The sequence below is a fragment of the Streptomyces sp. NPDC003248 genome (genome assembly GCF_055563235.1).
In genome coordinates this window covers 102,076-128,386 of sequence record NZ_JBVHDT010000013.1, presented here as the reverse complement: position 1 = coordinate 128,386, position 26,311 = coordinate 102,076, and the positions used below count along the sequence as shown (strand labels likewise).

Below are 26,311 nucleotides of genomic sequence, written 5' to 3'. Positions count from 1 at the left end.
CCCCGTTACCGAGGCGGTCCTCGTGAGCGGACCGTCGCCCGTGGCGGCCGCGCCCGCCGCCGACCCCGTACCGGCCCTGCTGGCCGACGGCCTGCTCACCGAGCGGCTCGCCCTCTCCGTGCCGGAGCGCACCCGGGTCGTCGTGGCGCGGTACGAGATCCCGCCGGGCGGTGAGCTGCCGTGGCACTACCACGAGGGACGGGTCGTCGCCGTGGTGACCGCCGGGACGCTCACCCGGACCCTGGCGGACGGCTCCGAGTGCGTCACCCGCACGGGAGAGGCCGTCGTGGAGCCGGTGGGCCCGCGGGGCGTGCACAGGGCGGAGAACCGGGAGGCGGGGACACTGGCCCTCTGCGCCCTGTTCTTCCTGCCGGTCGGCAGTCCGCTGTCCACACGCGCCGAGGCGCCGGTGCGGGAGGTCGGGGGCGGAGGGGTCCCGGCCGGATCTGACGATGGGGGAAGTCGGCGCCGGCCGGGAGCGGACGAGCTCTCTGGGGAGCCCGGCCACTCCCCCACCGTAGGACGGCAGCGGCCGGTCCGCCCGGTGGGCGTGGAGGGCGGGTGACGGCATGGCGCTGGGCCCGGCCCTCGCACGGGGGCCGGGCCCAGCGGGCCGGTCTGGCCGGTCAGCCCTGGCGGGCCTTGAAGCGGGGCTCCTTCTTGTTGATGACGAAGGTCACCCCCTTGCGGCGCACCACCTGGGCGCCGGGCCGGGACTTCAGTGAGCGCAGGGATCCGCGCACCTTCATGACTGCCTCCTGGGGTAGTACGCCGGGGTCATCGCTCCTCGCGGAAGTCGACGTGCCGCCCGGCCACGGCGTCGTACTTGCGCAGGACCATCCGGTCCGGGTCGTGGAGACGGTTCTTGCGCGTCACGTAGGTGACACCGGTGCCCGCCGTGGACCTGAGGGTGACGACGGGGCGCGCCGTGCTGCGTGCCATGGGGATCTCCTTCCACCGGCATCGCACCCTGCCTCGTCGAGTGGTGCCTCATTGAGTGGTGCATGCCAGACACGCCCTACAACCGCGGACGGTGCCGGGGCATTCCCGGTGGCGGGTCGTTCCCGGCACCGGGCGCGCGGGTGTGTGACGCCGGCCTCGGTTACAGTGCTCCGCCGGTACCGCGACAGGTACCGGAGACACGAGGAGGGACAGCGGTGCGCTTCGGGGTGGGGAACGTGGGGCGGGGCCTGGTGGCGGCGGCTCTGCTGACAGGTGTGGCGACGGGGTGCGGGGAGGCGGGACGCGCCACGGAGGCGTCGCCGGGGAAGGCCACGGCGGAGACGGCGGAAACGGCGAAGACGGCCGGCGTCGCGGCCCGCGGAGGCAGCATCGGCGCCGACGGGTCCGCGTGCGAGCTGCCCGTCACCTTCGACATCGCCGAGTCCTGGACGGCCGAGGCCGTCGCCGCCGCGCAGCAGAGCGACACCGGTGACGAACTGACCGACGAACTGACCGACGAACTCGCCGACGCGCTGCTGCGCCAGGGCCCCGTCACCATGGCCTGCGAGGTCGACGCCAAGCCCGCGGGGAACATCGGCTTCCTGCGCGTGTGGACCGGTGAGCCGGGCGACGCCGACGCGCGCGCCGTGCTGGAGCAGTTCGTCGCCGCGGAGAGCGGGGCGAGCGGGGCGGAGTACCGCTCCTTCGAGGCGGGCGGCCTCGCCGGCGCGGAGGTGGAGTACGTCACCACGAGCGAGGTGCTGGAGGAGACGAAGAAGGAGCGCGCTCTCGCGGTGACCACGGCCGACGGCCCGGTCGTGCTGCACCTCGGCGGCATGGACACCGAGGAGCACGAGGAGATGCTGCCGGCGTTCGAGCTGGCCAAGAGCACCCTGAAGGCGACCGCCTGACACGCCGCCGCACCCCGGACCACCGGACCACGCCACCGGACCGCCGGGACGCCGGCCCGGCACACCGTCGGCCCTGCACCACCGTCGGGCCGTCTCACCGCCGGCCCGGCACGCCGCCGGCCCGGCACGCCACGCGGCCGTCGCACCGCCGGGCCCCGGCCCTCTGGCCGCTTTCAGCAGTCGAGGAGGGCGCGCATCCTCGTGGCGGCCCGGACGGCGGCGTCGGCGCAGCAGTTGTTGAACAGCACATGCACCCGTTCGACCCGCCCGGCCAGCGCGCGCACCCTGGGCAGCCACTCGCGCAGTTCGCCGTCGGTGTACTCGTGGCGGAAGCGGTCCTCCTTGCTGCCGGTTCCCCAGGCCGGGCTGCGGCCGTGCAGGCGGACGACCGCCAGCCGTGGCGAGGTGACGGGCGTGACCGGGGGAACCGCGGACGGCAGCGACGGCTCCATGTCCACGGCGACGGCGGCGAATCCGTACGACCGCAGCGCCTCGGCGGTCGTACGCTCCTGCGGGCCGCGCCACCAGTCGGGGTGCCGGAACTCCACGCAGACCGGCCATCCGGCGGTGCGCTCGGCGCAGTCCGCGAGGACGGCGCGGGCCCGTGCCCCCGGTCGCAGCCACGGCGGGAACTGGAAGAGGACCGCGCCCAGCCGCCCCGTCTCGCGCAGCGGCTCGACGCCGTCCGTGAACCGGCGCCACACCTCGTCCAGCGCCTTCGGGGAGCGGACGTCCCCGGGCAGTCCGGGCGGCAGGGCGGCGGGCCGGGTGGGGTGGCCGGTGAGGAGGGAGAAGGCCTTCACGTCGAACACGAAGTCCTCGGGTGTGCGCTCGGCCCACAGCCGGCTGGTGCGCTCGTTCGGCAGGCCGTAGTACGTCGAGTCCGCCTCGACGACCGGGAAGCGCTCGGCGTAGTGCCGCAACCGGCCCTCCGCGCCCCGCCGTCCCGGTGGGTACCAGCCGCTGCCGACGAGCGCCCGGTCCGTCCACGAGCAGGTGCCGATCAGTATCTCGCCCATGACGGGCGGTTACCCCGCCGCCGGGAAGATCCTCCTAGGTCCCGGCGGGCCGGCCCGGCCTGACCACCCGTCACCTCAGGCCCACCGGGGCGACTCACGCCCACCGGTGCCACGCACACCCACCACCGCATCTCACGCCCACCGGTGCCACGCACACCCACCACCGCATCTCAGGCCCACCGACGCGCCTCAGGCCCGCCCACGTGCCTCAGGCCTCCCGGTGCACCACGTGACCACCGGTCACCGTCAGCCGGACCGGTGCCTCGGCCAGTTCGTCCGCGGGGGCCTCGACCGGGTCCAGGGCGAAGGCCGTGAGGTCGGCGCGGAAGCCGGGCGCGATCCGGCCCGCGACGTCCGCCTCGCCCGCCGCGCGGGCCGCGTGCGTGGTGCACCCCTCCAGCGCTTCGAGGCCGGTCAGGCCCGGCCGCCGGGAGGCCGCGCCCCGGGGGCTGCGGGCCGTCGCCAGGACCGCGCGGACGTCGTGGTGGGCGATGGGCCAGTCCGAGCCGAGGGCGAGGGTGGCGCCCGCGTCGCGCAGGTCGCGCAGGCGCCAGGCGTGCGCGGCCCGTGCGGCGCCGAGCCGGCGGGACCACTCGTCGCTGCCGTCGGGGCGGGTGTAGGCGGTGTGCGGGGGCTGCATCGAGGCGGCCACCCCGGCCTGCGCGAACCGGGGCAGCAGCTCGTCCGGCGCCGTCTCGATGTGCTCGATGCGGTGCCGGCCCCGGGCGCCCGGTCCGAGGGCGGCCACGGTGTCCAGGACGTGACGGACGGCCGCGTCCCCGATGGCGTGCGTGGCGGTCCGTACGCCGGCCGCGTCGAGTGTGCGGACGGCGGCGGCGTAGCCCTCCGGGTCCGGCCAGAAGGCGTCCGTGCCCTGGCCGTGGCAGTCGGCGTGCTCCAGCCAGGCGGTGCCGCCCTCGACGGTGCCGTCCATGAAGAACTTCACCCCGCCGACCCTCCAGTGCCGGCCGTTCAGGTCCTGGGCCGCGACGAGTTCGGCGAGGTCGTCGGCGTCCGCGCCCGGCATGCACCAGGGCGCGAACCGCAGCCGCAGCGGCAGGACCGTCTCCTCGGCCACGGAGGTCACCAGGTCGAGGTCGCCGCCGTCCATCACATGGGCCCCGGTGAGCCCGGTCGCCGCCATCTCCGCCAGCAGGTCGAGCAGCCGGGCGCGGCGGGCCGCGTGCGACGGGCGGGGCGCGACGGCCACGACCAGGTCCATCGCCGCGTGCTCGACGAGGTGCCCGGTGGGCCGTCCCCCGGCGTCGCACACCACCTCCGAGCGCTGGTCGAAGTGGCGCGGCCCGGTGACGCCGGCGGCGGCGAGCGCCTTGCCGTCGACGAGGGCGGAGTGGCCGTCGTACAGGCGCAGGAAGGCGGGCGACCCGGCGAGGACGTCCTCCACGAGGGCGCGGTCGACGGGCCGGCCCTCGAAGGCGTTGTGGTCCAGGCCGTACCCGAGCACCCAGCCGTCGACGCGCTCGGCCGACGCCAGGGCGGCACGCAGTCCGGCCAGGTCCGTCACGGCCGACAGGTCGGTGCCGGTCGCCATCTCCAGGCCCCAGACGGGGTGGCTGTGGCCGTCCACCAGCCCGGGCACGAGGTGCGCACCGTCGAGCCGTACGACCTCGGTGCCGGGTCCGCGCCAGTCGCGTACGTCGTCCTCCTCGCCCACGGCGGCGACGATCCCGTCGCGTACGGCGACGGCGGTGGCCGACGGGCGGGCGGGGTCGAGGGTGCGGACCCGGGCTCCGGTCACGATCAGGTCGGCGGTGGGCATGAGGGGGACTCCCTTGCTGGGGCGGTTACTGCGTCGGGTCGGGTGCGGTCACGCGGGGGGCGCGGCGGACGGGTCGGGTGCGGTGAGCTGGTCGGGTGCGGTGGGCTCGGCCCGGTCCGAGCCGAAGCGGGCGTACACCTCCGGTCGTGCGCGGCGCAGCCACCGGGCGAGGAGCAGGCCGGCGGCGAAGACGACCGGCGCCATGGCGACCAGCACGGTGTTCACCGTCGCGGACGCTCCGGTGAACAGGTCGATGTGGCCGATGACCAGGGCGATCGCGGCGGCCAGCAGGAGGCTCGCGGTGACCGGCGCGACGAGGGTGCGCAGCGCGCCCTCCTGGTGGCGGACCCGGCGGAAGTAGCAGGGCACGGCGATCGCGGCGAGGAGCTGCAACAGCAGCAGGCCGATCATCCCGGGCGTGTTGACGTAGAGCAGGAGCTGCCCGTACGGGTCGGCTCCGGCCGCCCAGAAGGCGAGGACGACCACGGCGCCGAGGACGGTCTGGGCGAGACCGGCGACGTACGGGGAGCGGTGGCGGGGGTGGACGCGTCCCAGGCCGCGGGGCAGCACGCCCTCCTCCGCGAGGGCGAGGCCGTAGCGGTTGATGGCGTTGTGGAAGGCGAGGAGGGAGGCCAGGACGCTGGTGACGATGAGGACGTGCATCAGGTCGGCCGCCCAGTCGCCGACGTAGGTGCTGATGGCGGTGAAGAACAGGCCGGCCGGGTCGTCGGCGGCGGCCGCGAGGACCTTGTCGTCGCCGAAGGCCTGGATGGCGATCCAGACGACGAACGCGTAGAACAGGCCGAGGAAGGCGACGGCGCAGTAGGTGGCGCGCGGCACGGTGCGCTGCGGGTCGCGGGCCTCGCGGCGGTAGATGACGGTCGACTCGAAGCCGGTGAACGCGGCGAACGCGAAGGCGAGGACGGCGGCGGTGCCGGGTACGAGGACGTGGTCGGGGGCCAGGGAGGCGACCGACAGCCCGTCCGCCCCGCCCTCGATCAGGACGCCCGCCGCGAGCAGCACGAGGATGCCGGTCTCGGCGACGAGCAGGACGCCGAGGACCTTGGCGCCGAAGTCGATGGAGCGGTAGCCGCCCCAGCCGATGAGCAGCAGGCCGGCCAGGGAGACGGGCAGCCAGGGCACGTCGGCGCCGAAGAGGGCGTGCACGGTGTCCTGGGTGGCGGTGCCGAGGAGACCGTAGACGCCGATCTCCATGCCGTTGTAGCCGATCAGGGCGAGGAGGGCGGCGCCGACGCCGGCGGGGCGGCCGAGGCCGCGGGTGATGTAGGCGTAGAAGGCGCCGCCGCTGGTGACGTGCCGGCTCATCGTGGTGAAGCCGACGGCGAAGACGGCGAGGGTGAGGCCCGCGAGGAGGTAGCCGACGGGTGCGCCGACGCCGCCGAGGAGGATCGCGAGCGGGGCCACACCGGCCATGACGGTCAGCGGGGCGGCGGCGGAGACGACGAAGAAGGCGATGTCGGCGGTGCCGAGGGTGCCGGTGCGCAGGCCCGCCGGGGCGGAACCGGCTCTCGCCTCGGCGGGGTCGGGGGTGGTCACGGACATGGGGAAGCCCTTCGAGCGGCGGACGGGAGGGGGTCCCGGGCGTGCGGGCGGCCTGGGTTCACGGTCCGGGCGGGACCCGGACCACGGCGTGCGGGATCGCGCCGGGGATCCCCGCGCACCGGGGGTGGCGTGCGCCGGGATCCGTAAACCTAAAGGCTTTCGGTTTCCGCAATGTAACCTTCCGTTGGGCATCCGGGAAGACCTGAGGGGGACCACCGACCATGGGACGGCCGCGCACACCGCTCCTCGATCGCGAGCGCATCACCGCCACCGCGCTGCAACTGGTCGACGAGCAGGGCGACTTCAGCGTCCCGCAGATCGCGCGGCGGCTCGGGGCGCAGACCGGCTCGGTGTACCACCACGTCGACGGCCGGGACGGCATCGTGGAGCTGCTGCGGGAGAAGGTGGCGTCCGCGATCGACCCCGGGACGCTGGACCTGACCCCGTGGGACGCCGCGCTGGAGGCCTGGGCGCGCTCCTACCGCGCCGCGTTCGCCGCGCACCCGCGGACCATCCCGCTGCTGATGACGTCGCCCGTCCGGGCGCCCCGGGTGCTGGAGCAGTACGAGCGGGCGGTGACCCTGCTGCTGGACGCGGGATTCGGCACCGCCGAGGTGATGCCGGTGGTCATCGCCTTGGAGAACCTGGTCCTGGGCTCCGCGCTCGACCTCGCCGCCCCCGAGACGATGTGGGAGCTGACGGAACGCACCCCGACACCGCGGCTGGCCCGCGCGCTGGCCGCGGTGGGCGAGGGCCGCGCGGACCGGGCCTTCGAGGTGGGACTGTCGGCGTTCCTCGCCCACGCGCGGGCGATGCGGGGGGCGGGGACGGGGGCGGGGGCGGCGGGCCCGGCGTAGAACGGCTCCGCCCGAAGTCGGGCTCGGCGTCGCCCTTATTCGCCCGGCGGGGCCCTTCTTCGCCCGGCGGGGCACTCCTTCGCCCGGCGGGGCACTCCTTCGCCCGGCGGGGCCCCGCGCGGCGCCCCGGGGCGTGTCCCGGGCGGCTCGGCCCCGGATCCGAACCCGGCTCCGGCTCCGGTTTCGGCTTCGGCTTCGGCTTCGGCTTCGGCTTCGGCCCCGGTTTCGGCCCCACTCGCGCTGGCTTCACCGCCGGGTGTCTCGGACGCGCCGGCTGCGCCGTATCGCATCAGGCGCCGTCGGCTGCCGCCGGGCACCGCCTCGCGACGCCGCGCGGATGCAGACGGCAGCCGGTGTGGCGCATTCTTGCTGTGTCGCCCGTCGGGCGGCGTACGGACGAGGTGGGGCCGATGACTGGGAGCGCCGAGGACGAGCGGGAGGTGGCCGGGACGCTGGCCGGGGCCACGGCGGACGCCGTGCGTGCCGTGGGTGGCCGTTCCGGGGGCGTGTACCTCCGCTCCCGTACGCCCGGACTGTTGCGGCTCGCGGTGCTCGCGGGACTGCCGGGGCCGCTGTTCCGGCCCTGGTGGAGGGTGCACGTGGACCGGCCGTTCCCGGTGGCCGACGCACACCGTCTGGGCGTTCCGGTGGTGCTGGCGAACGCCGCCGAGACCATGCGCCGCTATCCGCAGCTCGCAGCCGGACTGCCCTTCCAGTTCAGCTCGTTCAACGTGCCCGTCGTGGCCGACGGGCGGGCCTTCGGGGTGCTGACCGTGCTCGGGGCCGCGACGGCCGACGTCTGGGAGACGCAGGCGCCGCGCGAGCGGCTGACGCGGGTGGCGGGCGGCCTCGCGGCCGCGCTGCTGCGGCACGAGACGGCGGGCGGGGGCGTCACCTGGGACGCCGACCCGCTGTGCGTCCGCCCCCCGCCCGCGGGGCCGCCGCCCGGGCGGGTCGGACATCTGGCGTGGGACCCGGCGACCGGCGCCGTCACCGCCGACGACCGCGCCCGGGCCCTGCTCGGGCTCTCCCCCGGGGAACGACCGCGCACGCTGAAAGCGCTGGCCCGGGCCGTCGACGTCACGGACGCCCGCCGGCTCCCCGCCCTGCTGCGCGAGACCGCCCAGGGGAGGCCGCCGCCCCGGCCGGTCCGGATCCGCACCGCGGACGGGGGACTGCGCCTGCTGGAGCTGTGGGCGCCCGGCACGGCCGCGTCGGCCCCGGTCACCGGCGTCCTCCTCGACCAGGGGCCCGGCGCCCTCGCGGACGGAGCCGCCGACCTGCTGCCGCAGGGCGTGTTCTGCCTGGACCGGCTCGGGACGGTCGTCTACGTCAATCCCCGCGCGGCCCACCTGCTGGGCGTGGAGCGCTCGCGGCTGCTCGGCCGGCCGCTGTGGGAGTCGCTGCCCTGGCTGGACCGGCCCGACTACGAGGACCATCTGCGCGGCGCCCTGCTGTCTCCGGAGCCCGTGCACTTCCACGTCCGCCGTCCCGGGCCCGGCGCCGGCGGCCCGGGCTCCGTCCCGCGCGCCTACGAGGGCGACTGGCTGAGCCTGGCCGTCCACCCCGGCCCGGACCTCCTCACCTGCACCGCCGTGCCCGCCCACCGTGTGCCCCACACCCAGGGCCGGCCCCGGCCCGACGCGGAGAACGCCCCGGCGGGCGACCCGGCGGAAGTCCTGACGGCCGACCCGGCGGGCGACCCGGCGGAGGTCCTGACGGCCGACCCCGCGGCCGACCCGGCGGGTGACCCGGCGGGTGACCCGGCGGCCTTCACGGCGCCCGACGCTCCGGCCGGGGCCCCCGCCCCGGACGACCCCGCCTCCACCACCCCGCTGTACCGCCCGATCGTCCTGGCCATCGCGCTGACGGAGGCGGTGACCGCCCGGCAGGTGTCGGCGGTGGTCGTGCAGGAGCTGCTGCCCGCGTTCGGCGGCCGCCTGCTGGCCATCTACCTGCTCCAGGACCGGCATCTGTACCTGGCCTGGGAGACCGGCTTCCCCGAGGGCTTCCTGGCACCGTTCGAGGGCGTCGGCCTGGACGAGCGGATGCCCGGCGTGGAGACGCTCACCACCGGCCGTCCGCTCTTCTTCGACTCGATGCAGCAGCTCGCGGCCGCCTACCCGGATCTCGCGCTCGACGCGGCCGAGGGCGCCCGCGCCTTCCTGCCCCTGATCGCCTCCGGCCGCCCGGTCGGCTCGTGCATCCTCGGCTTCGACCGCTCGCGCCGTTTCAGCTCCGAGGAGCGCACGGCACTGACCGCGCTGGCCGGCCTGATCGCCCACGCGATGGAGAAGGCCCAGCGCTACGACACCGAGGCCGCCCTCGCCCGCGGCCTCCAGCGGGCACTCCTGCCCCGGCGGCTGTCGCGGCACGCGCGCGTGGAGACCGCCGGCCACTACCTGCCCGGCACCGAGGGCATGGAGGTGGGCGGCGACTGGTACGACGTCGTGGAGGCCGGGGACGGCCTGGCCCTGGTCATCGGAGACGTCCAGGGGCACGGTGTGCAGGCCGCGGCGACCATGGGGCAGCTGCGCAGCGCGGTGCGGGCGTTCGCGCTCGGCGACCGGCCCCCGGGGGAGGTCATGGCCGGTACGAACCACCTGCTCATCGACCTCGACACCGGTCTGTTCGCCAGCTGCTGCTACGTCCGTCTCGATCCGGCGACCGGCGTAGCGCGGGTGGTCGACGCCGGGCACCTGCCGCCGCTGCTGCGTCGCCCCGACGGGCGTACCGAGGAGGTGGACCTGCCGGGAGGGGTCGTGCTCGGCGTCGACGCCCGCGCCCGCTACCCGGTCGCGGAGGTGCGTCTGGAGCCGGGCTCGATCCTCGCGCTGTACACGGACGGGCTGGTCGAACGGCCCGGCCACGACATCGACGAGGGCATCACCGCGCTGCGCACCGCCCTGGCCGCGGTGGGCGCTCCGGCCGAGCGGCCCCTGGCGGACGTCGCCGGCCTGCTGACCTCGACGGCCCGGCAGGCCGTGGACCGGCCCGACGACATCGCCCTGCTGCTCGCCCGCCCGCTCCCGACGTGAACGGTCGGCAGTGGCCGGGAGGGCGGCCCGATCAGCCGCCGCACGGCGAGCCCGTCCGCTCATAAATCACGCTTATGAGCTCATAGACTGGACCCCCGTACCGAGTAAGGTTTGCCTTAGTTTAGGCTTCCCGTCGAGTCGATCTGTCGCCGCTCGAAGGGAACCCCCATCATGCCCCGCCCCCTGCGGGTAGCCATTGTCGGAGCCGGCCCCGCCGGGATCTACGCCGCCGACGCGCTGCTCAAGTCCGATGTGGCCACCGACCCCGGTGTGTCCATCGACCTCTTCGAGCGCATGCCGGCCCCGTTCGGCCTGATCCGTTACGGCGTGGCGCCCGACCACCCCCGGATCAAGGGCATCATCACCGCCCTGCACCAGGTCCTCGACAAGCCGCAGATCCGCCTGTTCGGCAACGTCGACTACCCGACCGACCTCAACCTGGACGACCTGCGCGCCTTCTACGACGCCGTCGTCTTCTCGACCGGCGCGATGGCCGACCGCGAGCTGTCGATCCCGGGCATCGAGCTGGACGGCTCCTACGGCGCCGCCGACTTCGTGTCCTGGTACGACGGCCACCCGGACGTGCCGCGCACCTGGCCGCTGGAGGCGGAGAAGGTCGCCGTCCTCGGCGTCGGCAACGTCGCCCTGGACGTGGCCCGCGTCCTCGCCAAGACCGCGGACGAGCTGCTCCCGACGGAGATCCCGCCGAACGTCTACGAGGGCCTGAAGGCCAACAAGGCGCTGGAGATCCACGTCTTCGGCCGCCGTGGCCCGGCGCAGGCGAAGTTCTCCCCGATGGAGCTGCGGGAGCTGGACCACTCCCCCAACATCGAGGTCATCGTCGACCCCGAGGACATCGACTACGACGACGGCTCCATCCAGACCCGGCGCGGCAACAAGCAGGCCGACATGGTCGCCAAGACGCTGGAGAACTGGGCGATCCGCGACGTCGGCGACCGCCCGCACAAACTGTTCCTGCACTTCTTCGAGTCGCCCTCGGAGATCCTCGGCGAGGACGGCAAGGTCGTCGGCCTGCGCACCGAGCGCACCGCCCTCGACGGCACCGGCAACGTCAAGGGCACCGGCGAGTTCAAGGACTGGGACGTCACCGCGGTCTACCGCGCGGTCGGCTACCTGTCCGAGAAGCTGCCCAAGCTGCCCTGGGACATCGACTCGGGCACCGTCCCGGACGACGGCGGCCGCGTCATCGAGGAGAGCGGCGGCCACCTCCAGTCGACGTACGTCACGGGCTGGATCCGGCGCGGTCCGGTCGGCCTGATCGGCCACACCAAGGGCGACGCCAACGAGACGGTGTCGAACCTGCTGGACGACTACGCGAACGGCCGTCTGCACACGCCGTCCTCGCCCGACCCGCAGGCCGTGGACGCGTTCCTCGCCGAGCGCCAGGTCCGCTTCACCACCTGGGAGGGCTGGTACAAGCTGGACGCCGCGGAGAAGGCGCTGGGCGAGCCGCAGGGCCGCGAGCGCGTGAAGATCGTCGAGCGTGAGGACATGCTCCGCGAGAGCGGCGCGTAAGCACGACGGCAGGAGGGCCCGGAGGCGGTGACACGCCTCCGGGCCCTCGGCCTTTCCGGGCGGGCCGGCGCCTGCGCCCTTCCGGGAGCGGCAGCCGCACCTCTCCGGCGCCGTCCCGCGGGACGGTACGGCGGGGAGATCCTGTGCGGCCCTGCGCCCCCGTGCCGCGTACCCCGTACCCCCGTGCCCCGGCGCCCCTGCGCCCCTGCGCCTCTGCGCCCCTGCGCCCCTGCGCCCCTGCGCCGAGGGGTGCGCGGAGCGCTCGGTCCGGCTGCGGCAGTGCCGGGTACCGACGTGCGGAGAGCGTGCGCGCCGGGAGCGTACGGACGTCGTTCACGCGCTGTTGTCCCCGGTGACGGCGGTCTGTCGGCCAGAGGGAGCACGGCGCGAATGGTCCGCGGGGCCACGGGCATGCTGTGAACGAGGTCACTTCCGGTGCGCAGTGCCGGAATCAGCCCGGAGTGCCCTTTCCACCCGTCCCGCCTCTCCGAAGGACATGTGGTCTTGGCTCTCATGTACCCTGACGCCCCGTCATCATCCCGTCGTCCCGGGCGCTGCTGGACGATCCGCGTGGTCGGTCACCGGGACCGTACGGCATCGGTCACCTGCTCCTCGGCGTGCACGATGCCGCCGCGCTCGCGCGACCTCGCCGCCCTGCGCCGCTTCGCCGAGGCCCACGCCGCCGCTCACGCCAGGGCGGCCTCGGTACGGTCCGACGCCGCCTGCTGGTGCCGCCGCCAGCGGTGCGCGGCCCACGAGGGCATCCGGATCGCCTGCGCGGGCACGGTCGTCCTGGTGCTGCGCCACGACCCGGCCGTCGGCCAGGTGTGGACCCTCAGCGAAGTGTGCGCCGCCTGCGCCGCGTTGATGCCGCACACCCGGGTGCTGGGCCGCGCGGCGCCGTCCTCCAGGGCGGTGGACCCACCGCAGGAGCGGCAGGAGGAAGGCACCCGCCCGTCACCCCCCGATCCCGCCACCGCACCCACCACCGCACCCGCCACCACCACCGCTCCCACCGTCGCACCACCGCGTCTCGTCCCCGGCGGTTTCAGCGCGCCCGGTGCGGGCGGCGCGGGGGGCGGCACCGGACCGGAACGGCCCGTGGGCCGCCGGCGGGGACGCGTCGGGCACGCGCAGCGGCGTGGTCGTACGGAGGCGGAGGGCGGCGGGAGATGAGCGCCCGCGCCCGCCGACGCCGTGGCGTGACGCGTGTCAGACGTCGTGCCCGGGGCCTCTGAGCGGGCGGAACTGACGGGGGATGCGCACCGGCAGGGCACCCAGGGGACGCCCCTGGGGTGTGGGCGGGGCCGGGGAGGACGGGCCGGGGCGGTGAGGCCGGGAGGCGTCGTCCGGGGCCGCCCGGTGCGCCGCCATCAGCTCGGCTATGCGGGCGCCGCTGCGCCGTCCCTCCAGGTGCAGCCTGCCGACGTTGGCCCGGTCGTCGGCGAGGAGGGTGAGGACGGCGGCGGGGCCGGCCGCGTAGGTGGCGACGTATCCGCCCGCGCCGCGCACGAGCAGTTCGCAGAACTCCCCGCGGTCCGTGAGGTCCACCATGCGGTAGCCGACGCCGAGGGCGGCCGCGGTGAGCGCCGCGAGGCCCTCCGGCTGGACGCCGGGCATGTCCTGGGCGAGGACCAGTCCGTCGACACTGGCCGCGAGCGCCCCGGTGAGCCGGGGCATGCGCGCCCGTAGCCGGTGCAGTTCGTTGAGGACCTCGGCCTCGACGGCCATGACCGGTCTCCTTTCGCCGTCACCGGGCGGGGAAGGGGACTCCGGCGCGCGCCGGACCGCTCGTCCCCGCACGGCCGCACCGGAAGCGTGATCCTGAGACTACGGAAAGTGCCGGGCCGAGGTGAGGGCTTTGGCATTTTCCTCTGGAACATTTCGCGGTGCGGAGGCACGGGTCACGGAGAGGTTCCTGACCTGCATCATTGCAGGTCAAGCCACATTTTGACCCCCTCGCCGCAGTCGCATGTTCGGGTGACCTTGGCCAAGTTTCCAGGACTCATGCTGACCACTTGCCGACCTTGGTGACGCACCATCAGGTTGAGCCTCGGGGGTTCAGCCGTCTCGCACCTGTCGCCACGGGCTCCCCCCTCCCGTCGTCAAAGCACCCACCGGGTGACCGACGGTCCGCCGGCAAGCCCCACCACCCACCCGGCGCATCACCGCACCGACCGCCGGCAGGCCGGCAACACAGCGCCAGATCGCCGCTTGGCCGAACCGGTGCTTCTCAAGACTATTGACCTTGCCCCCTTCGCCACGCCGAGCAGCCGCCAACTACGCCCACATACAGCCGGAGCAGGAAACCATCCAATGCCACGACCAGCCTCCACCCCGCAAGGATCGCTCTTGTATCAAGAGCAGCAGGAATTGCCCCGCCGAACGCGATCCACCCATAGGACACAGGAGGAACATCATCGGCCGACCGAGCCACTCCTCATGGACACCACTGAGGTCGCTGCACTGCTCGATATGTCCACCAGTTGGGTCTACCGAGAACTCCCGAAGCAGGCGCTGGAGGCGGTCGCGGGTGGAGTGGCCCACGTGTTCTGCCAGCTGGCTGCGACTCGCATCCACGGCCTGCCTCGACGATTGTCCAGTTGCTCCATCGTGTGCGGCCGCAGCTGGTCATGACACCATCCTGGGCAGCCTCCGGTGGTGATGGGCCGTCGCCAGGTCGGTGTCGTCCTCGCGTCGAGGCCCTGGTCGGTACTGCCGGAAACACAGGGAGCCGCTGTGGTGGTCTCCTTCGTGCCGACGATGTGCCTGTTCTCCCGGGCAGAGCTACTGGAAATGACCAGGAGCGAGCCCGGCGGCCGGCACCCTGCGGGCGTCGGCCGCGATCCGGTCGGTTGCTCAGTGGAAGCGCTGAATGAAGCTGAGGGCGGTGTCGCAGACCTCCCGCCAGCCGCTGTCGATGGTCAGTGAGTGGCCGCGGTTCTCCATCTCGACGATCTCGGTGATTCCCGGGTTGTCCTTCTGCTGCTTGTAGGCGGCGTGGGCGATGGCCCACGGCACGGTGTGGTCCTTCTCGCCGGAGATGATCAGCAGGGGGCCGCGGTCCGGGTTGCCGGTGTCGACCTTCGCCTCGGTCCACGGGTTGAGGTTGGCGGCCGCGGCCTGGAAGAGGGGTTCGCCGGAGGCCGGGACCGCGAAGGCCGCGTACAGCTCGTGGGCCTCTTTTTCGGTGACGGCGTTGGCGAAGCCGTAGCGGAACTGTTCGTAGGTGAGGGGGACGGCGCGGTGGTAGTTGGCCGGGTTGCCGAGTACGGCGCCGGCCACCCGCAGCGCGGAGAGCGGCAGCGGGAGCACGCCGCGGAAGGGGGCCGGGTCGATGGCGACGGAGGCGGTGGACAGGCCCCGTCCGGCGGTGATCTGGGCGATCAGGCCGCCGAAGGAGTGGCCGACGACGGCCGGTCTGCGGTCGAGCCTGCCTATCAGCTCGCAGAAGTGGTCGGCGACCTGGCCGACGCTCTTGCGGGCGAACACCTCGGGGTGGGCGTTGGCCTCCTCGACGGTGTCCGGGTCGTCCGGCCAGCCGGGCAGGACGGGCGCGTAGCCGGCCGCGGTGAACACGTCGGCCCACCGCTGCCAGCTGGTGGGCAGCAGCCAGAGGCCGTGGATGAAGACGACCGGCTGCCTGCCGCTCGCGTTGGCCGCCTCGATCTGCTCCAGATCGGTCTGCGAGGTCATGTCGGTTCTCCTGTTCGAGGGCGGCACGCGGCAAGACGACGCCCGGTGTGGGGTGATGCGATCACGACGCGGACGGGAGCGCGGCGCTCCGGCGTCCCCGTATCGGCAACACAGTGATCTTCGAGCGGTGCGGTGCGCCGGAATCCCGTCAGAGAGGTCCGGAACTGTGGGACACCGGTCCTTTGCGCCTATGCTTCGTCCGCGTGGAAACACGTTCGATCGCCGTCGTCGGCTACGACGACGCCGAACTGCTCGACATCGCCTGCGTGACGTCGACCCTCGCCATGGCGAACCTCCTCGCCGAACCGCGCACGCCGTACCAGGTCACCATCCTCAGTCCGGGCCGGCGTCCGATCACCTGCGGCCCCGGCGTGGTCCTGCACAGCGGCCAGGCACTGGAGCGGTTCACCGGCCCCCTCGACACCCTCGTCGTCGCCGGCGGTCTCGGCCATGCCCGTGCCGCCGCCAACCCGCTGGTCGTCGCCCATGTGCAGCGGCTGGCCCAGGTCAGCCGGCGGGTGGCCTCGGTGTGCACCGGCGCGAGCGTCCTCGCTGCCGCGGGGCTCCTCGACGGCGAGCGCGCGACCACCCACTGGGCCTTCGCCGCCGAGATCGCCGAGCGGCATCCTCAGGTCACCTTCGACCCCGACCCCATCTACATCCGCTCCGGCAAGGTGTCCACGTCGGCGGGCATCACCAGCGGCCTGGACCTGATGCTCGCCCTGGTGGAGGAGGACCACGGCGTCCAACTCGCCCGGCAGGTCTCCCGCCACCTGGTCACCTACCTCCAACGCCCCGGCAATCAGGCGCAGATGAGTCTGTTCACGGCCGCGCCCCCGCCCGACCACGACGTCGTACGGCGCGTCGTCGACCACATCCACGCCCACCCGGACGGCGACCTCGGCACCGCCGCGCTGGCCGGCGTCGCCGGAGTCAGCGCCCGCCACCTCACCCGGCTGTTCCTGACCCACGTGGGGCAGCCACCGGGCCGCTTCGTCCGGCAGGTCCGCGTCACCGCGGCCACGCACTTGCTCACGACGACCTCGCTGCCCCTGCCGCGGATCGCCGCTCGGTGCGGATTCGGCTCCGCCGAGACCCTGCGGCTGGCCTTCCTGAGCCGGTACGGGATCCCGCCCTCGCGCTACCGGACCGCCTACGCCTCCTCGAGCCGCCCAGTGGCACCTGGGTCGGGTCACTGACGCCGGCGTCGCCCGGCGCAGCCCGCCTGGCGGAGTGCTGCCGTAGCCACACCTCGGTGGCCGCCACCAGGTGCAGGACGCCGCTGCCAGCGAATGCCGCGTCTGGCAGCGGCTCGTAGGTGCCGGGGGCGCCGCGGTCGTCGGCGGGACGGCGAGGCAGGCCCGGATCACCTCGTTGTCCAGGAACGAGGCGGCCAGTTCGATGCCGTGCCCGGCGAGGGAGAGCCCGCCACCCGGCGGTGTTCGCGCCGACCCGCGCGAGGTCCTGCCGGTCGGACCAGCCGGCCGGCCGGGCCGGCGCGTCGGTGAGCGCGGCCGCGGCCTCGTCCAGGGCGGCGGCCAGCATGAGCCGGGCGCCGTGGGTCATCCGGTCCGCGGAGGCCAGCAACGGGGTCCAGGCGAGCGGGCGCTGGGCCTGGGAATCCAGTTGCGCGCGGGTCCGCGCAGTTCGGCGGGCGTCTGCCACCAGGCCCCGGCCAGGTCGATCCGGGAGGCCGGACGGGTACGGGCGAGCACGCGGCATCCCTCGTGCTCGACGGGGAAAAGCCAAGGGGTGGCGGGCATCGTACAGCCACTTGTGGACGTCCTCGCTGGAGTTGCTCGGTGCCGGCCGAGTGGTCCACGGGGCGCCGCGGCGACGTATCGACCATCGCGTGGTTCCGGCTCCATGTGATCTATCACAGGAAGGGTGTCAGGCAGTCCGGTCCGCGACGGCAGGGCGAGGCCAAGGCATGCCGTGCAGCTGCTCGATGCTCGCGTTGAAGCGCTGGAGGTAGTCGGCGAAGGCGGCGATGTCCTGTTCCGGCCAGTCGACCATGATGCGGTCCAGGCTGGCGACGATGCCCGTACGCTCCTCGTCCAGACGCCGTTCGCCCTCGCCGGTGATGCGGAACTTGCGGGCCATGCCGCCGTCGGGGTCGGGAATCCGCTCGACGAGACCCGCGCGCATCGCGGCGGCGGTCTGCCGATTGAGCGTGGAGGCGTCCAGCCCGAACGCGTCGCCGAGCTGTCCGATCGACATAGGGCCCTGCATGCGGATGCGGCTGAGCAGGATGTACGCGCTGCGCTCCAGGACTCTGTCGTCGCGGCCCGCTTTGCCCTTGTGCAGATGCATGTAGCGGCTCAACAGCATCTGCTCGAACTCGACCCGGTCCGTGGCCTTGCCCGTCCTGTCCACGCGCCCTCTTTCCTCCGGTGCGACTCCTCGGAGCTCACCGCATCATATGCAACTAGCACAACATGTGCCGTCTACACAATGTATGTATGATGCACGAGGCGCCCAAGGCTGCGCCGATATCGGACAAAGTGTTGTAGAGGAGCTCCACCATGGATGGCCCCCCGCCGACCGCCCGCTCGGGCGGTGTCGTCGCCACACTCGCGCTGGCCGGCACCATCGCCGCGATCATGCAGACGCTGGTCACACCGCTGATCGCGGAAATGCCGCAGCTTCTGCACACCAGTGCCTCGAACGCGGCATGGGTGATCACGGTCACCCTCCTTGTCTCCGGTGTGTGCGTGCCGGTCTCGGGACGCCTCGGCGACCTGATCGGCAAGCGGCGGATGCTGCTGATCTGCGCCGTGCCGCTGGTGATCGGCTCAGTGGTGTGCGCGCTCGCCTCATCCGTCGTGCCGATGATCGTCGGGCGCGGTCTGCAGGGCATGGGCATGGGCATGGTGCCCCTCGGCATCGCGCTGCTCCGCGATGTCGTGCCGGCGGAGAAGCTGAGCAGCTCCATCGCCCTGGTCAGCGCTTCCATGGGCATCGGCGGCGCCGTCGGCCTGCCGCTGGCCTCCGCTGTCGCCCAGTACGCGAACTGGCGCGTGCTGTTCTGGGGGGCAGCCGGCCTCGCCCTGATCATCGGTACCTTGATCTACTTTGTCGTCCCGGACGTCCCGGCCGGAGCCAAGGGGCAGCGCTTCGACGCCCCGGGCGCCGTCGGCCTCGCCATCGGCCTGGTCTCCCTGCTCCTCGCCATCTCCAAGGGCGCTGACTGGGGGTGGACTTCGGGCATCACACTCAGCCTGTTCGCCCTCGCGGTGGTCGCCCTCCTCATCTGGGGCTACTACCAGCTGCGCACCCGTGACCCGCTGGTGGACCTGCGCACCACGGCCCGCCCGCGCGTGCTGCTCACCAACGCCTCCTCGATCCTGATCGGCGTCGGCATGTACGCCTTCATGCTGATCGCCCCGCAGCTGCTCCAGTTTCCCGAGGCCACCGGGTACGGCCTGGGCCAGTCGATGCTGGCGGCGGGCCTCTGGATGGCACCGGGTGGCGTAATGATGATGATCGTCTCCCCGCTCGGCGGCAAGCTCATCAGTGCCCGCGGCCCCAAGTTCGCACTCGTGCTCGGTGCACTGGTGATAGCAGCCGGCTACGGGCTCGCTCTCCCGCTCATGGGGACCGCCTGGGGCCTGATGATCGTCGGTATCGTCATCAACAGCGGTGTGGGCCTCGCCTACGGTGCCATGCCCGCCCTGATCATGAGCGCCGTCCCGGTCTCCGAGACGGCCGCCGCCAACGGCTTCAACACCCTGATGCGCTCGCTCGGAACCACGATCGGTTCGGCGGTCATCGGTGTCGTCCTGGCGCAGATGACCGTCACCATGGGCGGCTACACGCTCGCCTCCGAGGACGGCTTCCGCACAGGCCTGCTGATCGGCTGCGGCGTCGCGCTCGTGTCGGCCGCCGTCGCGAGTCTGATCCCCGCCCTGCGCACCGGCACCAGCGAGGCCGAAGCCGGGAAGACCCTCTCCGAGAAGGCGGCTAGCCGCGCCTGAACCGACCGTCGGCACCCGGCGCACACCGGGTGCCGACGGGTATGGGGAGGCCTGGCCGCCCGGACACGTCCCGGCCCAGAGCATGTCCCTTCGATGGGTTGGCCGGTTGATCAGAGGTGCCTGTCCGGTTCGTCATCACTGAGGCGATGCGGGATCGCAGCCGGCCGGTACTTCGCCACCCGGCCCGTCATCGCCAAGGCGCTCAGCCGCTGGGGCCGCTCCTGCTGCCCGTCGTCGTGATCGGCATCGGCTTGCTCATCCTCATCCAGGCGACGCCTTCGGCCTGTAAGGGTCCAGGACTGCGTTGGCGGTGGCGCCGGCACCGACTTCCGGCACGGAGGCTGGCTGGAGCACGAACGCGGCATATGCGGCCGACTGCGCGAACGGCTGGCCCGCCACGGCCGCTCCCCGGACTCCCTGCGGATCCTGCCGGGCGCGAGCGTCGTCCTCGAGGACACGCCGACGGACGGGCAGGAGAAGGCCCGCCGGGTGCGCGGCTCCGGAGCACGATCCCGATCGCGCACCGTACCGGCAAACAGGCCCTGATCCGGAAGCGGCGCGAGCAGGCGGCGGAACGGGGCCTGTCGACAAGGCAGTCGGTGCTGGAAGTGGCACCGGGCCATCCGTCCTTCGTCGGCACCCCGTCGACCGTCGCCAACGAGTGGACCCGCTACGTCCGCACCCGGGCCGTCGACGGCTTCGACATCGTGCCGCTTCTGCTCCCGTCCTCCGTCACCGACAAGCTCGTCCCGGAGTTGCAGAGCCGCGGTGTCTACCGCACCGAGTACCGGGGCAGCACCTGCGCGACCATCCGGACCTGCCGCCGCTCTCCACCCCGCGGACCGACTAAGCGGTGCATGAGGGCGCGTCCGTCAGCCGGTATCCGGTCGCGCGGGGACCGGTGACGCCCGCGGCGACGGCCACGGCCACCACGGCGGCCACCGCCACGGGGTGCCTGGTCAGGGTCCGGGTGGACAGGTGACACGCGGGGTGGCTACCGCGTGCGGCAGCCACCGCCGCGAAGACGGAGGGCGAACCGAGGGGCAGGAAGCGATCAGTCGGTCCCCCCCTTCCGGTCAGTGCGTCCCTCAGCGGTCCACAAGACCGGCTCCCGGAGCCGGCAACTTGCGTCGCACCGATGGTGATCCGGGCAGGCCGAGGCCGGCGGCATCACCCGGCCGACGCCTGCTTCGTCCCTCCGCCACGCACGGGTCGCCCCGGCTCACTCCTCCGTCCGGCTGGTCGTGAAAGGCAGTACCAGACGCGAGGGATGCGCCGCGTCGCGGTAGACCTTGTGCGTGACCGGGCGGCCCACCGGGAGGTGGAAGGCGTCGGGCGGCAGCAGAGAGTTGTGCTCGTCGGCCAGCGGCTCGTCGTTGGAGAGCTGCAGCACCATCTTGTGGCCCGGCAGGAACGTCGCGGCGAACGGGTAGAGCCGGACGACGTACTCCTCGATCACGCCCGGCTCGACCGGCACGGCGCGCGTGTGCGGGTGGTACGGGTCGCCCTCCGTGGTGCGCTCGTCGAGCTCGCGGTGCGAGGCCTTGAGGAAGCCGGTGGTGATCAGCTGCCGCCCGCCGCCCGGCGCCTCGTCCCAGAGCCGCAGGATGAGGTTGGTGTCGGGCTGGTCGATCTCGACGAAGAGGTGCGCCGCACCGGTGCCGATCATCTCCGTCGGCTCCTCGAAGGGCGGAGTGCTCCAGTCGATGATCTCGACCTTGTCGGTGACCGTGAGCGGTGCCTGGTAGAAGCCGTCCGGGGCGGCGTGCTCGGCACCCATCAGCTCGGGCGAGAACGACAGCTTGCGGCGCGGGCGCAGGTAGAGCGAGCGGTGGTCGATCTCCTTCGGCGGCCAGTTCTCCGCGCCGATCACCTGCCGCGAGCCCTCCACGAAGACGTTGACCGCGGGTTCGTCCATGATCCCGTTGTCGACGCCCTTGAGCCAGTACTCGTACCAGCGGAACATCTTCTCGTGCTCCTCGACCCACGGGCGCGACTGCATCGGCGGGTAGGCGCCGATGTCGAGCCGCTTGGGACCCTTCAGGGCGTGGAACAGCTCGATGTGCCCGTCGACGGTCCAGCCGCGTCCCTGATCGATCTGGAGGTAGACGGGGATGTCGATGGCGCGCGCGAGGTTGACGGGGTTGCGCTCCTCGTACCACTCCCCGTCGAGCTCGTTCATCACGATGTCGAACCACGCCTCGTGGTTCTCGGGGTAGTTGAGGAGGTGGACGAGGTTGGGCCAGGCCGCGATGTCCGGGTCCGCCAGCCGCCGTGCGACGCGCTCCTCGATCTCCTCGGGAGAACACGTCTCGAGCATCCGCGACTTGATCCGGTCGGTGAACGCCCAGCCGGAGTCTCCGCCACGGCCCTCACGAGCGGCGCGCGGCATGAACCACATGACGCCGCCGTGGTACGTCGTCTCGTAGAAGTCGTAGTGGCCGCCGGAGACGAAGACCGCCTTCAGGTGCGGGGGCCGCTCGGCGGCGGCGAAGATCTGCATCGAGCCGAAGTAGGAGATGCCGATCATGCCGACGTTGCCGTCGCACCACGGCTGCGCGGCGACCCACTCGATGACGTCGTAGGCGTCCTGACCGAGTGACACCCCGCCGGCGTTGTAGTTGCCGATGTGCTCGCCCTCGGAGGCACCCGAACCGCGCAGGTCGCCGATGACGTGGACGTAGCCCTCCTTGACGACGCGGGCGATGTCGCCGGCCTCGATGCACCCGTCCCACATCGGGGACGGCCGGCGCTGCGGCGGGGTGGTGAGGGCGAGCGCCTGGAGCTCCTTGCCGTACGGGCTCAGCGCCACGAGCGCGGGGCGCGGCTTGTCCTCCGTGCCCCGGTAGGCGTCGGCGGCGAGCGTGACACCGTCACGCATCGGCACGCGCAGGTCCTTGTGGACCGTGATCTTCTGCGAACCCGTCTCGAGCGTTCGCCAGTTGTGGTCGGTCATCGGTTCTTCTCCTGCGTGGCCGGGGCGGCCTGTGTCGCCTGTGTGCGGTAGCCGTGCATCGTCGTGAAGAACGGGGACGGCTCAAGGGTCGGGTCGCCGCGGTAGCCGAGTCGCTCGGCGGCGGGGGCGAAGGGGGAGTACGGCGAGTCGGTGGCGGTGAGCGCGGGCTCCAGGCAGTCGCAGGCGGCCGCGCGGACCCCCGACTCGATGTCGAGGCTTGCGGCGAGCACGGACGCGGCCTGCTCCCCGTCGAGTTCGACGCCGGGGGACTCCTGGTCCCGCAGCCGGTACGGGTGGCCGAGGAAGAGCCGGTTCGGGCGCACCCGGTCGCGGAGGTACTCGATGCTCGTACGGTAGGCGGCCGGATCCGTGTACCCCGGGAAGCCGTTGGCGGCGCCGTGGATCTGGACGGCGTCCCCGACGAAGACGTCGTTCTGGCCGTCGACGACATAGGCCACCGAGCCGGGTGTGTGCCCGGGGACGGAGTGGACGGAGACGGTCACGCCACCGCCCAGGGACAGGGTCTCACCGCCCCTGAGCAGCATCGTGGGTTCCATCTCGCCGGAGATGACGGCCTCCGTCGCGGCGGTCACCGCGGCCTCGCCCCCGGGGTCGTTCAGGTAGCGGCCGCGGCCGGCGAGGTACTCCTCGACATGGGCCCTGCGCGAGCGCAGCATCGGGGCGTCCGCCTCGTGGATGACCACCTGGGCCCGCCGGCCGGTCAGTTCCCACAAGGCGTGGGCGCCGCCGACGTGGTCGATGTGACCGTGGGTCAGCAGGATCCACCTCACGTCCTCGACGCGGCGGCCGAGTCCGGCCAGCTGCTCGGCCATCGCGGCGGGGGAGCCGGTGACACCGGTGTCGACGACGGCGAGCTCGGGGGCGTCGACGAGGAAGCTGTAGAGGCCGAAGCGGCCCCAGGGCGAGAAGAGCGGGTGGACGGCGACAGTCATCGGCTCCCGCCTCCGTCCGGGCCCCCCGCGTCCGGAGCCCCGTCGTTCAGGAACGCGGCGGTCTCCTCGAAGACCTTCCGGTACTCGGGCAGCCACCCGAAGTGCTGGACGAAGCCGTGGCCAGCGCCGTCGTAACGGCTGACGACCGCCTCGACGCCGGCCTCCGCGAGCCGGCGGCCGTAGAGCTCGCCCTCGTCGCGCAACGGGTCGAACTCGGCGGTGACGACGAGCGCCCTGGGCAGTCCGGAGAGGTCGTCCCGCTTGGCCGGCGAGACCCGCGGGTCGGCCGGATCGGCGCCGCTGTCGACGTAGAACGCGTTGAACGGCTTCAGACCGGCCGTCTCCAGGCCGTAACCGACGGCGTTCTCGACCAGCGACGGGTAGCGGTCCTCGTCGAAGTCGAGATCGAGGGAGGGGTAGTAGAGCACCTGGTGGGTGATCGCGCCGAAGCCGTCGTCGTGCGCCGCCTGGGCGACCGCGGCCACGAACGTGCCGCCCGAGCTGTCACCGGCGATCGCGAGCCTCTCGCCGTCCCAGCCGAGAGCTTCACCGTTCTCGGCGGCCCAGCGCACCACGCCGTAGCAGTCTTCCAGGCCGGCCGGGAAGCCGTGCTCCGGGGCCAACCGGTAGCCCACGGAGAAGACCTTGAACCCGGTGGCCTTCGCGAGCGACCGCGCGACGTGGTCGTGCGTCTCCAGGCTGCCGAGGAAGAAGGCGCCGCCGTGGAAGTAGAGCAGCAGCCCGTACGCCGTCTCCTCGGTGGGCGTGTACACACGGACCGGTACGTCGCCGTACGGTGTGGCGGCGGTCAGGTCCTCCACCGAGTGCAGCGGCAGACGGTCCTCGGGCGCCGCCGCATGGGACTCGTCGTGGGCGCGCATCGCGACCGGGTCGAGCCGCGCCGGCGGCGGTGGCAGCGTCGCGACGAACTTCGCTATCTCCGGGTGCAGGGGCACGGGTCAGCCCTCCGTCGCCGAGGCGGTGGTCGTCGCGGCGATCTGGCCCGGCTTCTGGCCGGGGAAGACGTCGTTGACCTCGTCGTCGGTCCAGCCGTTGCGGGAGATCCGCTGGAGCTCGTCGGTGATCGGTTTGCGGGCCGCCTGGAAGCTCGCGAGGGCGGCCTTCACCGAGTCGGCCCCGGCGAGTGCGTCGGCGAGTGCGCCCGCGTCGAGGATGGCCGAGTTGGCGCCCTGGCCCTGGTGGTGGCACATCGCGTGCGCGGCGTCACCGATGATCACCACCGAGTCGGAGTGCCAGACGTCGACCGGGTCGATGTCGTACACGGCCCGTACGTTGACAGTGTCCATGTCGAGGTCACGGGTCATCTCGACGATCCGTTCGTCGAAGCCCTCGACCGTCCGGAGGATGTCCTCCTTGGTCACCGTCGGCGCCCAGGTGCTGTCGGGGTTGAGCGCGGTGATGTCGAAGGAGACCTGACCGCGGTGGAGCAGCGGCAGCAGGTAGACCTTGGTGCCGTGACCGATGTACATCCGCAGGTTGCCGTCGGCGACCATGTCGTACGTGGCCGCCGCGTCGATGACGGCGCGGTAGGCGTGCTCGCCGGCGAACACCGGCTGCCGGTCGCTGAAGAGCTGCTCGCGTACGACCGACTTGATGCCGTCGGCGCCGACGACCAGGTCGGCGGTCGCGGTCTCGCCGCCCGCGAAGTGGAGAGTGGCCGTGCTTCCGCCGTCCTCGATCTTCTCCAGCTTGTGCCCCAGCTTGACCATGCCCTCCGGCAGCACGCCGACGAGCGCGTCGATGAAGTCGCCGCGGTGGATGAACCGGGTGGTCTCGCCGTAGGCGTCCCTCTCCGGCCACTCCTCCTGGGCGATGCGCCGGCAGTCGGCGGTGAGGATCTCGAAGGCGTCGCTCGGGGAGCTGACCGCCTTGATCGCCTCGCCGCTGCCGCGCGTGTTGAACTGGTGCATCGAGGAGGGGCGCAGGCCGATGCCGGCGCCGACCTCGCGGATCTGGCTCGCCTGTTCGTAGACGGTGACCTGCGCGCCGAGGTTGCTGAGCGCCTTGGCGGCGGCAGCGCCCGCGTAACCCGCGCCGACGACGGCGATCTTCAGGTGGGTGATGTCCATGGTCATGCTTTCAGTTCGTGGGCTGGAGGGTGAGGAAGCCCGCGGGCAGGTCGACGAAGATCTTGGTGATCGTGGCGTCGTCGATGCCGTTCTCACGCAGGGCGGGGATCAGCACCTCGAAGAGGTAGTTGATGGTGTGGCCCTTCACTCCGGGCCATCCCAGCGGGCTGCAGTTCGCGTCGGCCGAGGCGAGGACGCTGTCGACCAGTCCGTCGCGCAGGTAGCCGAGGAAGTGCTCGAGACGCTCCTGCCGCGGGCGGCCCCAGAACGGCGGGTCGGGCAGCTCGAGGTCGTATCCGAAGGTGTCGAAGCCGATCCGGCCGCCCTGCTCGGCGATCCAGCGGTCGCGCACCCTGCCCTGGCTGACGCCGTCGTCGGCGTGCCCGAAGAGCACGCGGTCCAGCGGCAGGCCCTCCTCCTTGAAGACCTCGATGGCGGGCTCGACGTCGACCGCGAGGTGGGTGAAGATCGGTACGCCGGTCTCGAGCGCGGCGCGGGCGGCGGCGCGGTAGATGCGGAGATCGAGCTCCTTCATCCTGAAGCCCCGGCTGACCCCGACCTTGATGATTCCCGCCCGGCCACCGGTGTTCCCGATGCCGACGGTGATCTCGTGGACGAACTGGCGGTAGAGGTAGTCGACGTCGGCACGTTCGAAGAACGGCAGGGCCGTGTCGCCACCGACGAACCCGGTCGAGGCGACGATGTGCACCCCGGTCTTCTCGGAGAGCGACTGGTAGTAGTTGACATCCCGGCCATTGCAGATGCCGGTCGCGTCGACGAAGGTCCCGCCGCCGTACGGAAGCGTGTTCTCGTGGAACGTCCGCAGCTTGGGAACGGTCTCCTCGTAGCGCTGCTCCGGCGTCTTCCACCACTGCGTGTCGAGCTCGGACCCGGGCATGCCGTAACCGATGTGCTCGTGGACGGCGACGAACCCGAGCTCCTCGGCGGGGATCGGACCGAGGACGGTGTTGACTCGCGACATAAGCCTTTCAG

Annotated in this window: 22 protein-coding genes; 9 read left to right on the top strand and 13 right to left on the bottom strand. The window is 72.8% G+C overall.

All coding sequences use genetic code 11. The annotated features are described in order from the left end of the window. Positions 1–22 precede the first annotated feature (22 nt). Positions 23–565: a cupin domain-containing protein gene (locus ACZ3KJ_RS26970; RefSeq protein WP_467530734.1), complete on the top strand. Its 543-nt coding sequence runs from the start codon at positions 23–25 to the stop codon at positions 563–565. 61 nt (positions 566–626) lie between these two features. Here the strand turns inward: ACZ3KJ_RS26970 and ykgO are convergent, their stop codons facing one another. Further along, complete coding sequence (ykgO, locus tag ACZ3KJ_RS26965) at positions 627–749, bottom strand: type B 50S ribosomal protein L36 (protein WP_389522941.1); 123 nt, start codon at positions 747–749, stop codon at positions 627–629. 28 nt (positions 750–777) lie between these two features. Beyond that, positions 778–942, bottom strand: coding sequence for a 50S ribosomal protein L33 (rpmG, locus tag ACZ3KJ_RS26960; RefSeq protein ID WP_385069622.1), 165 nt, complete (start codon positions 940–942; stop codon positions 778–780). 215 nt (positions 943–1,157) lie between these two features. Between rpmG and ACZ3KJ_RS26955 the strand changes: the two genes are divergently transcribed. Further along, positions 1,158–1,853 carry a lipoprotein gene (locus ACZ3KJ_RS26955; protein WP_467530732.1) on the top strand — a complete coding sequence of 232 codons (696 nt, stop codon included), beginning with the start codon at positions 1,158–1,160 and terminating at the stop codon, positions 1,851–1,853. Positions 1,854–2,026: 173 nt separating this feature from the next. Here the strand turns inward: ACZ3KJ_RS26955 and ACZ3KJ_RS26950 are convergent, their stop codons facing one another. The 3 genes from ACZ3KJ_RS26950 to ACZ3KJ_RS26940 all read right to left on the bottom strand — a co-directional run bounded on the left by ACZ3KJ_RS26950 (position 2,027) and on the right by ACZ3KJ_RS26940 (position 6,215). Then, a complete protein-coding gene (locus ACZ3KJ_RS26950; protein WP_467530731.1) occupies positions 2,027–2,872 on the bottom strand; it encodes a DUF72 domain-containing protein in 846 nt (281 codons plus the stop codon). A 208-nt stretch (positions 2,873–3,080) separates the two neighbouring features. Continuing rightward, a complete protein-coding gene (locus ACZ3KJ_RS26945) occupies positions 3,081–4,652 on the bottom strand; it encodes an amidohydrolase (RefSeq protein ID WP_467530730.1) in 1,572 nt (523 codons plus the stop codon). A gap of 48 nt (positions 4,653–4,700) precedes the next feature. Next, positions 4,701–6,215, bottom strand: a complete 1,515-nt coding sequence (locus ACZ3KJ_RS26940) for an APC family permease (RefSeq protein WP_467530729.1) — start codon at positions 6,213–6,215, stop codon at positions 4,701–4,703. A gap of 221 nt (positions 6,216–6,436) precedes the next feature. Between ACZ3KJ_RS26940 and ACZ3KJ_RS26935 the strand changes: the two genes are divergently transcribed. The 4 genes from ACZ3KJ_RS26935 (at position 6,437) to ACZ3KJ_RS26920 (ending at position 12,822) form a co-directional block, all read left to right on the top strand. Beyond that, positions 6,437–7,072, top strand: a complete 636-nt coding sequence (locus ACZ3KJ_RS26935; protein ID WP_467530727.1) for a TetR/AcrR family transcriptional regulator — start codon at positions 6,437–6,439, stop codon at positions 7,070–7,072. 410 nt (positions 7,073–7,482) lie between these two features. Then, positions 7,483–10,110 (top strand): SpoIIE family protein phosphatase, encoded by a 2,628-nt coding sequence (locus ACZ3KJ_RS26930; protein ID WP_467530726.1) that lies wholly within the window; start codon positions 7,483–7,485, stop codon positions 10,108–10,110. Positions 10,111–10,281: 171 nt separating this feature from the next. Further along, positions 10,282–11,646, top strand: coding sequence for an FAD-dependent oxidoreductase (locus tag ACZ3KJ_RS26925; RefSeq protein WP_467530724.1), 1,365 nt, complete (start codon positions 10,282–10,284; stop codon positions 11,644–11,646). A gap of 570 nt (positions 11,647–12,216) precedes the next feature. After that, a complete protein-coding gene (locus ACZ3KJ_RS26920; protein WP_467530723.1) occupies positions 12,217–12,822 on the top strand; it encodes a hypothetical protein in 606 nt (201 codons plus the stop codon). 36 nt (positions 12,823–12,858) lie between these two features. Here the strand turns inward: ACZ3KJ_RS26920 and ACZ3KJ_RS26915 are convergent, their stop codons facing one another. Both ACZ3KJ_RS26915 and ACZ3KJ_RS26910 read right to left on the bottom strand, forming a co-directional pair. Beyond that, positions 12,859–13,377: a roadblock/LC7 domain-containing protein gene (locus ACZ3KJ_RS26915; protein WP_467530722.1), complete on the bottom strand. Its 519-nt coding sequence runs from the start codon at positions 13,375–13,377 to the stop codon at positions 12,859–12,861. Between the two features lie 1,128 nt (positions 13,378–14,505). Then, positions 14,506–15,342 (bottom strand): alpha/beta hydrolase, encoded by an 837-nt coding sequence (locus ACZ3KJ_RS26910; RefSeq protein WP_467530720.1) that lies wholly within the window; start codon positions 15,340–15,342, stop codon positions 14,506–14,508. A 203-nt stretch (positions 15,343–15,545) separates the two neighbouring features. Here ACZ3KJ_RS26910 and ACZ3KJ_RS26905 point away from each other — a divergent pair, with 203 nt between their 5' ends. Next, complete coding sequence (locus ACZ3KJ_RS26905) at positions 15,546–16,541, top strand: GlxA family transcriptional regulator (protein WP_467530718.1); 996 nt, start codon at positions 15,546–15,548, stop codon at positions 16,539–16,541. A 691-nt stretch (positions 16,542–17,232) separates the two neighbouring features. Here the strand turns inward: ACZ3KJ_RS26905 and ACZ3KJ_RS26900 are convergent. Next, on the bottom strand, positions 17,233–17,673 hold the full coding sequence (locus tag ACZ3KJ_RS26900) for a MarR family winged helix-turn-helix transcriptional regulator (protein ID WP_467530840.1): 441 nt from the start codon (positions 17,671–17,673) through the stop codon (positions 17,233–17,235). 194 nt (positions 17,674–17,867) lie between these two features. Here ACZ3KJ_RS26900 and ACZ3KJ_RS26895 point away from each other — a divergent pair, with 194 nt between their 5' ends. Then, positions 17,868–19,319, top strand: a complete 1,452-nt coding sequence (locus ACZ3KJ_RS26895; protein WP_467530717.1) for an MFS transporter — start codon at positions 17,868–17,870, stop codon at positions 19,317–19,319. Positions 19,320–19,918: 599 nt separating this feature from the next. Continuing rightward, positions 19,919–20,224 carry a hypothetical protein gene (locus ACZ3KJ_RS26890; protein ID WP_467530716.1) on the top strand — a complete coding sequence of 102 codons (306 nt, stop codon included), beginning with the start codon at positions 19,919–19,921 and terminating at the stop codon, positions 20,222–20,224. A 317-nt stretch (positions 20,225–20,541) separates the two neighbouring features. On the opposite strand, the gene ACZ3KJ_RS26885 is transcribed toward ACZ3KJ_RS26890, so the two are convergent. The 5 genes from ACZ3KJ_RS26885 to ACZ3KJ_RS26865 are packed head-to-tail and all read right to left on the bottom strand — an operon-like array spanning position 20,542 to position 26,300. Continuing rightward, complete coding sequence (locus tag ACZ3KJ_RS26885) at positions 20,542–22,275, bottom strand: CocE/NonD family hydrolase (RefSeq protein ID WP_467530715.1); 1,734 nt, start codon at positions 22,273–22,275, stop codon at positions 20,542–20,544. Continuing rightward, positions 22,272–23,228, bottom strand: a complete 957-nt coding sequence (locus ACZ3KJ_RS26880; RefSeq protein WP_467530713.1) for an MBL fold metallo-hydrolase — start codon at positions 23,226–23,228, stop codon at positions 22,272–22,274. The genes ACZ3KJ_RS26885 and ACZ3KJ_RS26880 overlap by 4 nt, the downstream gene beginning before the upstream one ends. Further along, a complete protein-coding gene (locus ACZ3KJ_RS26875) occupies positions 23,225–24,184 on the bottom strand; it encodes an alpha/beta hydrolase (protein ID WP_467530711.1) in 960 nt (319 codons plus the stop codon). Before ACZ3KJ_RS26875 ends, ACZ3KJ_RS26880 begins: the two co-directional genes overlap by 4 nt. Positions 24,185–24,187: 3 nt before the next feature. Next, entirely contained in the window at positions 24,188–25,324 is a 1,137-nt protein-coding gene (locus tag ACZ3KJ_RS26870; protein ID WP_467530710.1) for an FAD-dependent monooxygenase, read from the bottom strand. A 4-nt stretch (positions 25,325–25,328) separates the two neighbouring features. Further along, positions 25,329–26,300, bottom strand: coding sequence for a phosphotriesterase family protein (locus tag ACZ3KJ_RS26865; protein WP_389520903.1), 972 nt, complete (start codon positions 26,298–26,300; stop codon positions 25,329–25,331). Positions 26,301–26,311 lie beyond the last annotated feature (11 nt).

Bases quoted from the DNA above. Each gene is read 5' to 3' on its own strand.
- ykgO (WP_389522941.1), bottom strand. From the start codon at position 749: ATGAAGGTGCGCGGATCCCTGCGCTCACTGAAGTCCCGGCCCGGCGCC.
- rpmG (WP_385069622.1), bottom strand. From the start codon at position 942: ATGGCACGCAGCACGGCGCGCCCCGTCGTCACCCTCAGGTCCACGGCG.
- ACZ3KJ_RS26950 (WP_467530731.1), bottom strand. From the start codon at position 2,872: ATGGGCGAGATACTGATCGGCACCTGCTCGTGGACGGACCGGGCGCTC.
- ACZ3KJ_RS26945 (WP_467530730.1), bottom strand. From the start codon at position 4,652: ATGCCCACCGCCGACCTGATCGTGACCGGAGCCCGGGTCCGCACCCTC.
- ACZ3KJ_RS26940 (WP_467530729.1), bottom strand. From the start codon at position 6,215: ATGTCCGTGACCACCCCCGACCCCGCCGAGGCGAGAGCCGGTTCCGCC.
- ACZ3KJ_RS26935 (WP_467530727.1), top strand. From the start codon at position 6,437: ATGGGACGGCCGCGCACACCGCTCCTCGATCGCGAGCGCATCACCGCC.
- ACZ3KJ_RS26930 (WP_467530726.1), top strand. From the start codon at position 7,483: ATGACTGGGAGCGCCGAGGACGAGCGGGAGGTGGCCGGGACGCTGGCC.
- ACZ3KJ_RS26925 (WP_467530724.1), top strand. From the start codon at position 10,282: ATGCCCCGCCCCCTGCGGGTAGCCATTGTCGGAGCCGGCCCCGCCGGG.
- ACZ3KJ_RS26915 (WP_467530722.1), bottom strand. From the start codon at position 13,377: ATGGCCGTCGAGGCCGAGGTCCTCAACGAACTGCACCGGCTACGGGCG.
- ACZ3KJ_RS26910 (WP_467530720.1), bottom strand. From the start codon at position 15,342: ATGACCTCGCAGACCGATCTGGAGCAGATCGAGGCGGCCAACGCGAGC.
- ACZ3KJ_RS26900 (WP_467530840.1), bottom strand. From the start codon at position 17,673: ATGCTGTTGAGCCGCTACATGCATCTGCACAAGGGCAAAGCGGGCCGC.
- ACZ3KJ_RS26895 (WP_467530717.1), top strand. From the start codon at position 17,868: ATGGATGGCCCCCCGCCGACCGCCCGCTCGGGCGGTGTCGTCGCCACA.
- ACZ3KJ_RS26885 (WP_467530715.1), bottom strand. From the start codon at position 22,275: ATGACCGACCACAACTGGCGAACGCTCGAGACGGGTTCGCAGAAGATC.
- ACZ3KJ_RS26880 (WP_467530713.1), bottom strand. From the start codon at position 23,228: ATGACTGTCGCCGTCCACCCGCTCTTCTCGCCCTGGGGCCGCTTCGGC.
- ACZ3KJ_RS26870 (WP_467530710.1), bottom strand. From the start codon at position 25,324: ATGACCATGGACATCACCCACCTGAAGATCGCCGTCGTCGGCGCGGGT.
- ACZ3KJ_RS26865 (WP_389520903.1), bottom strand. From the start codon at position 26,300: ATGTCGCGAGTCAACACCGTCCTCGGTCCGATCCCCGCCGAGGAGCTC.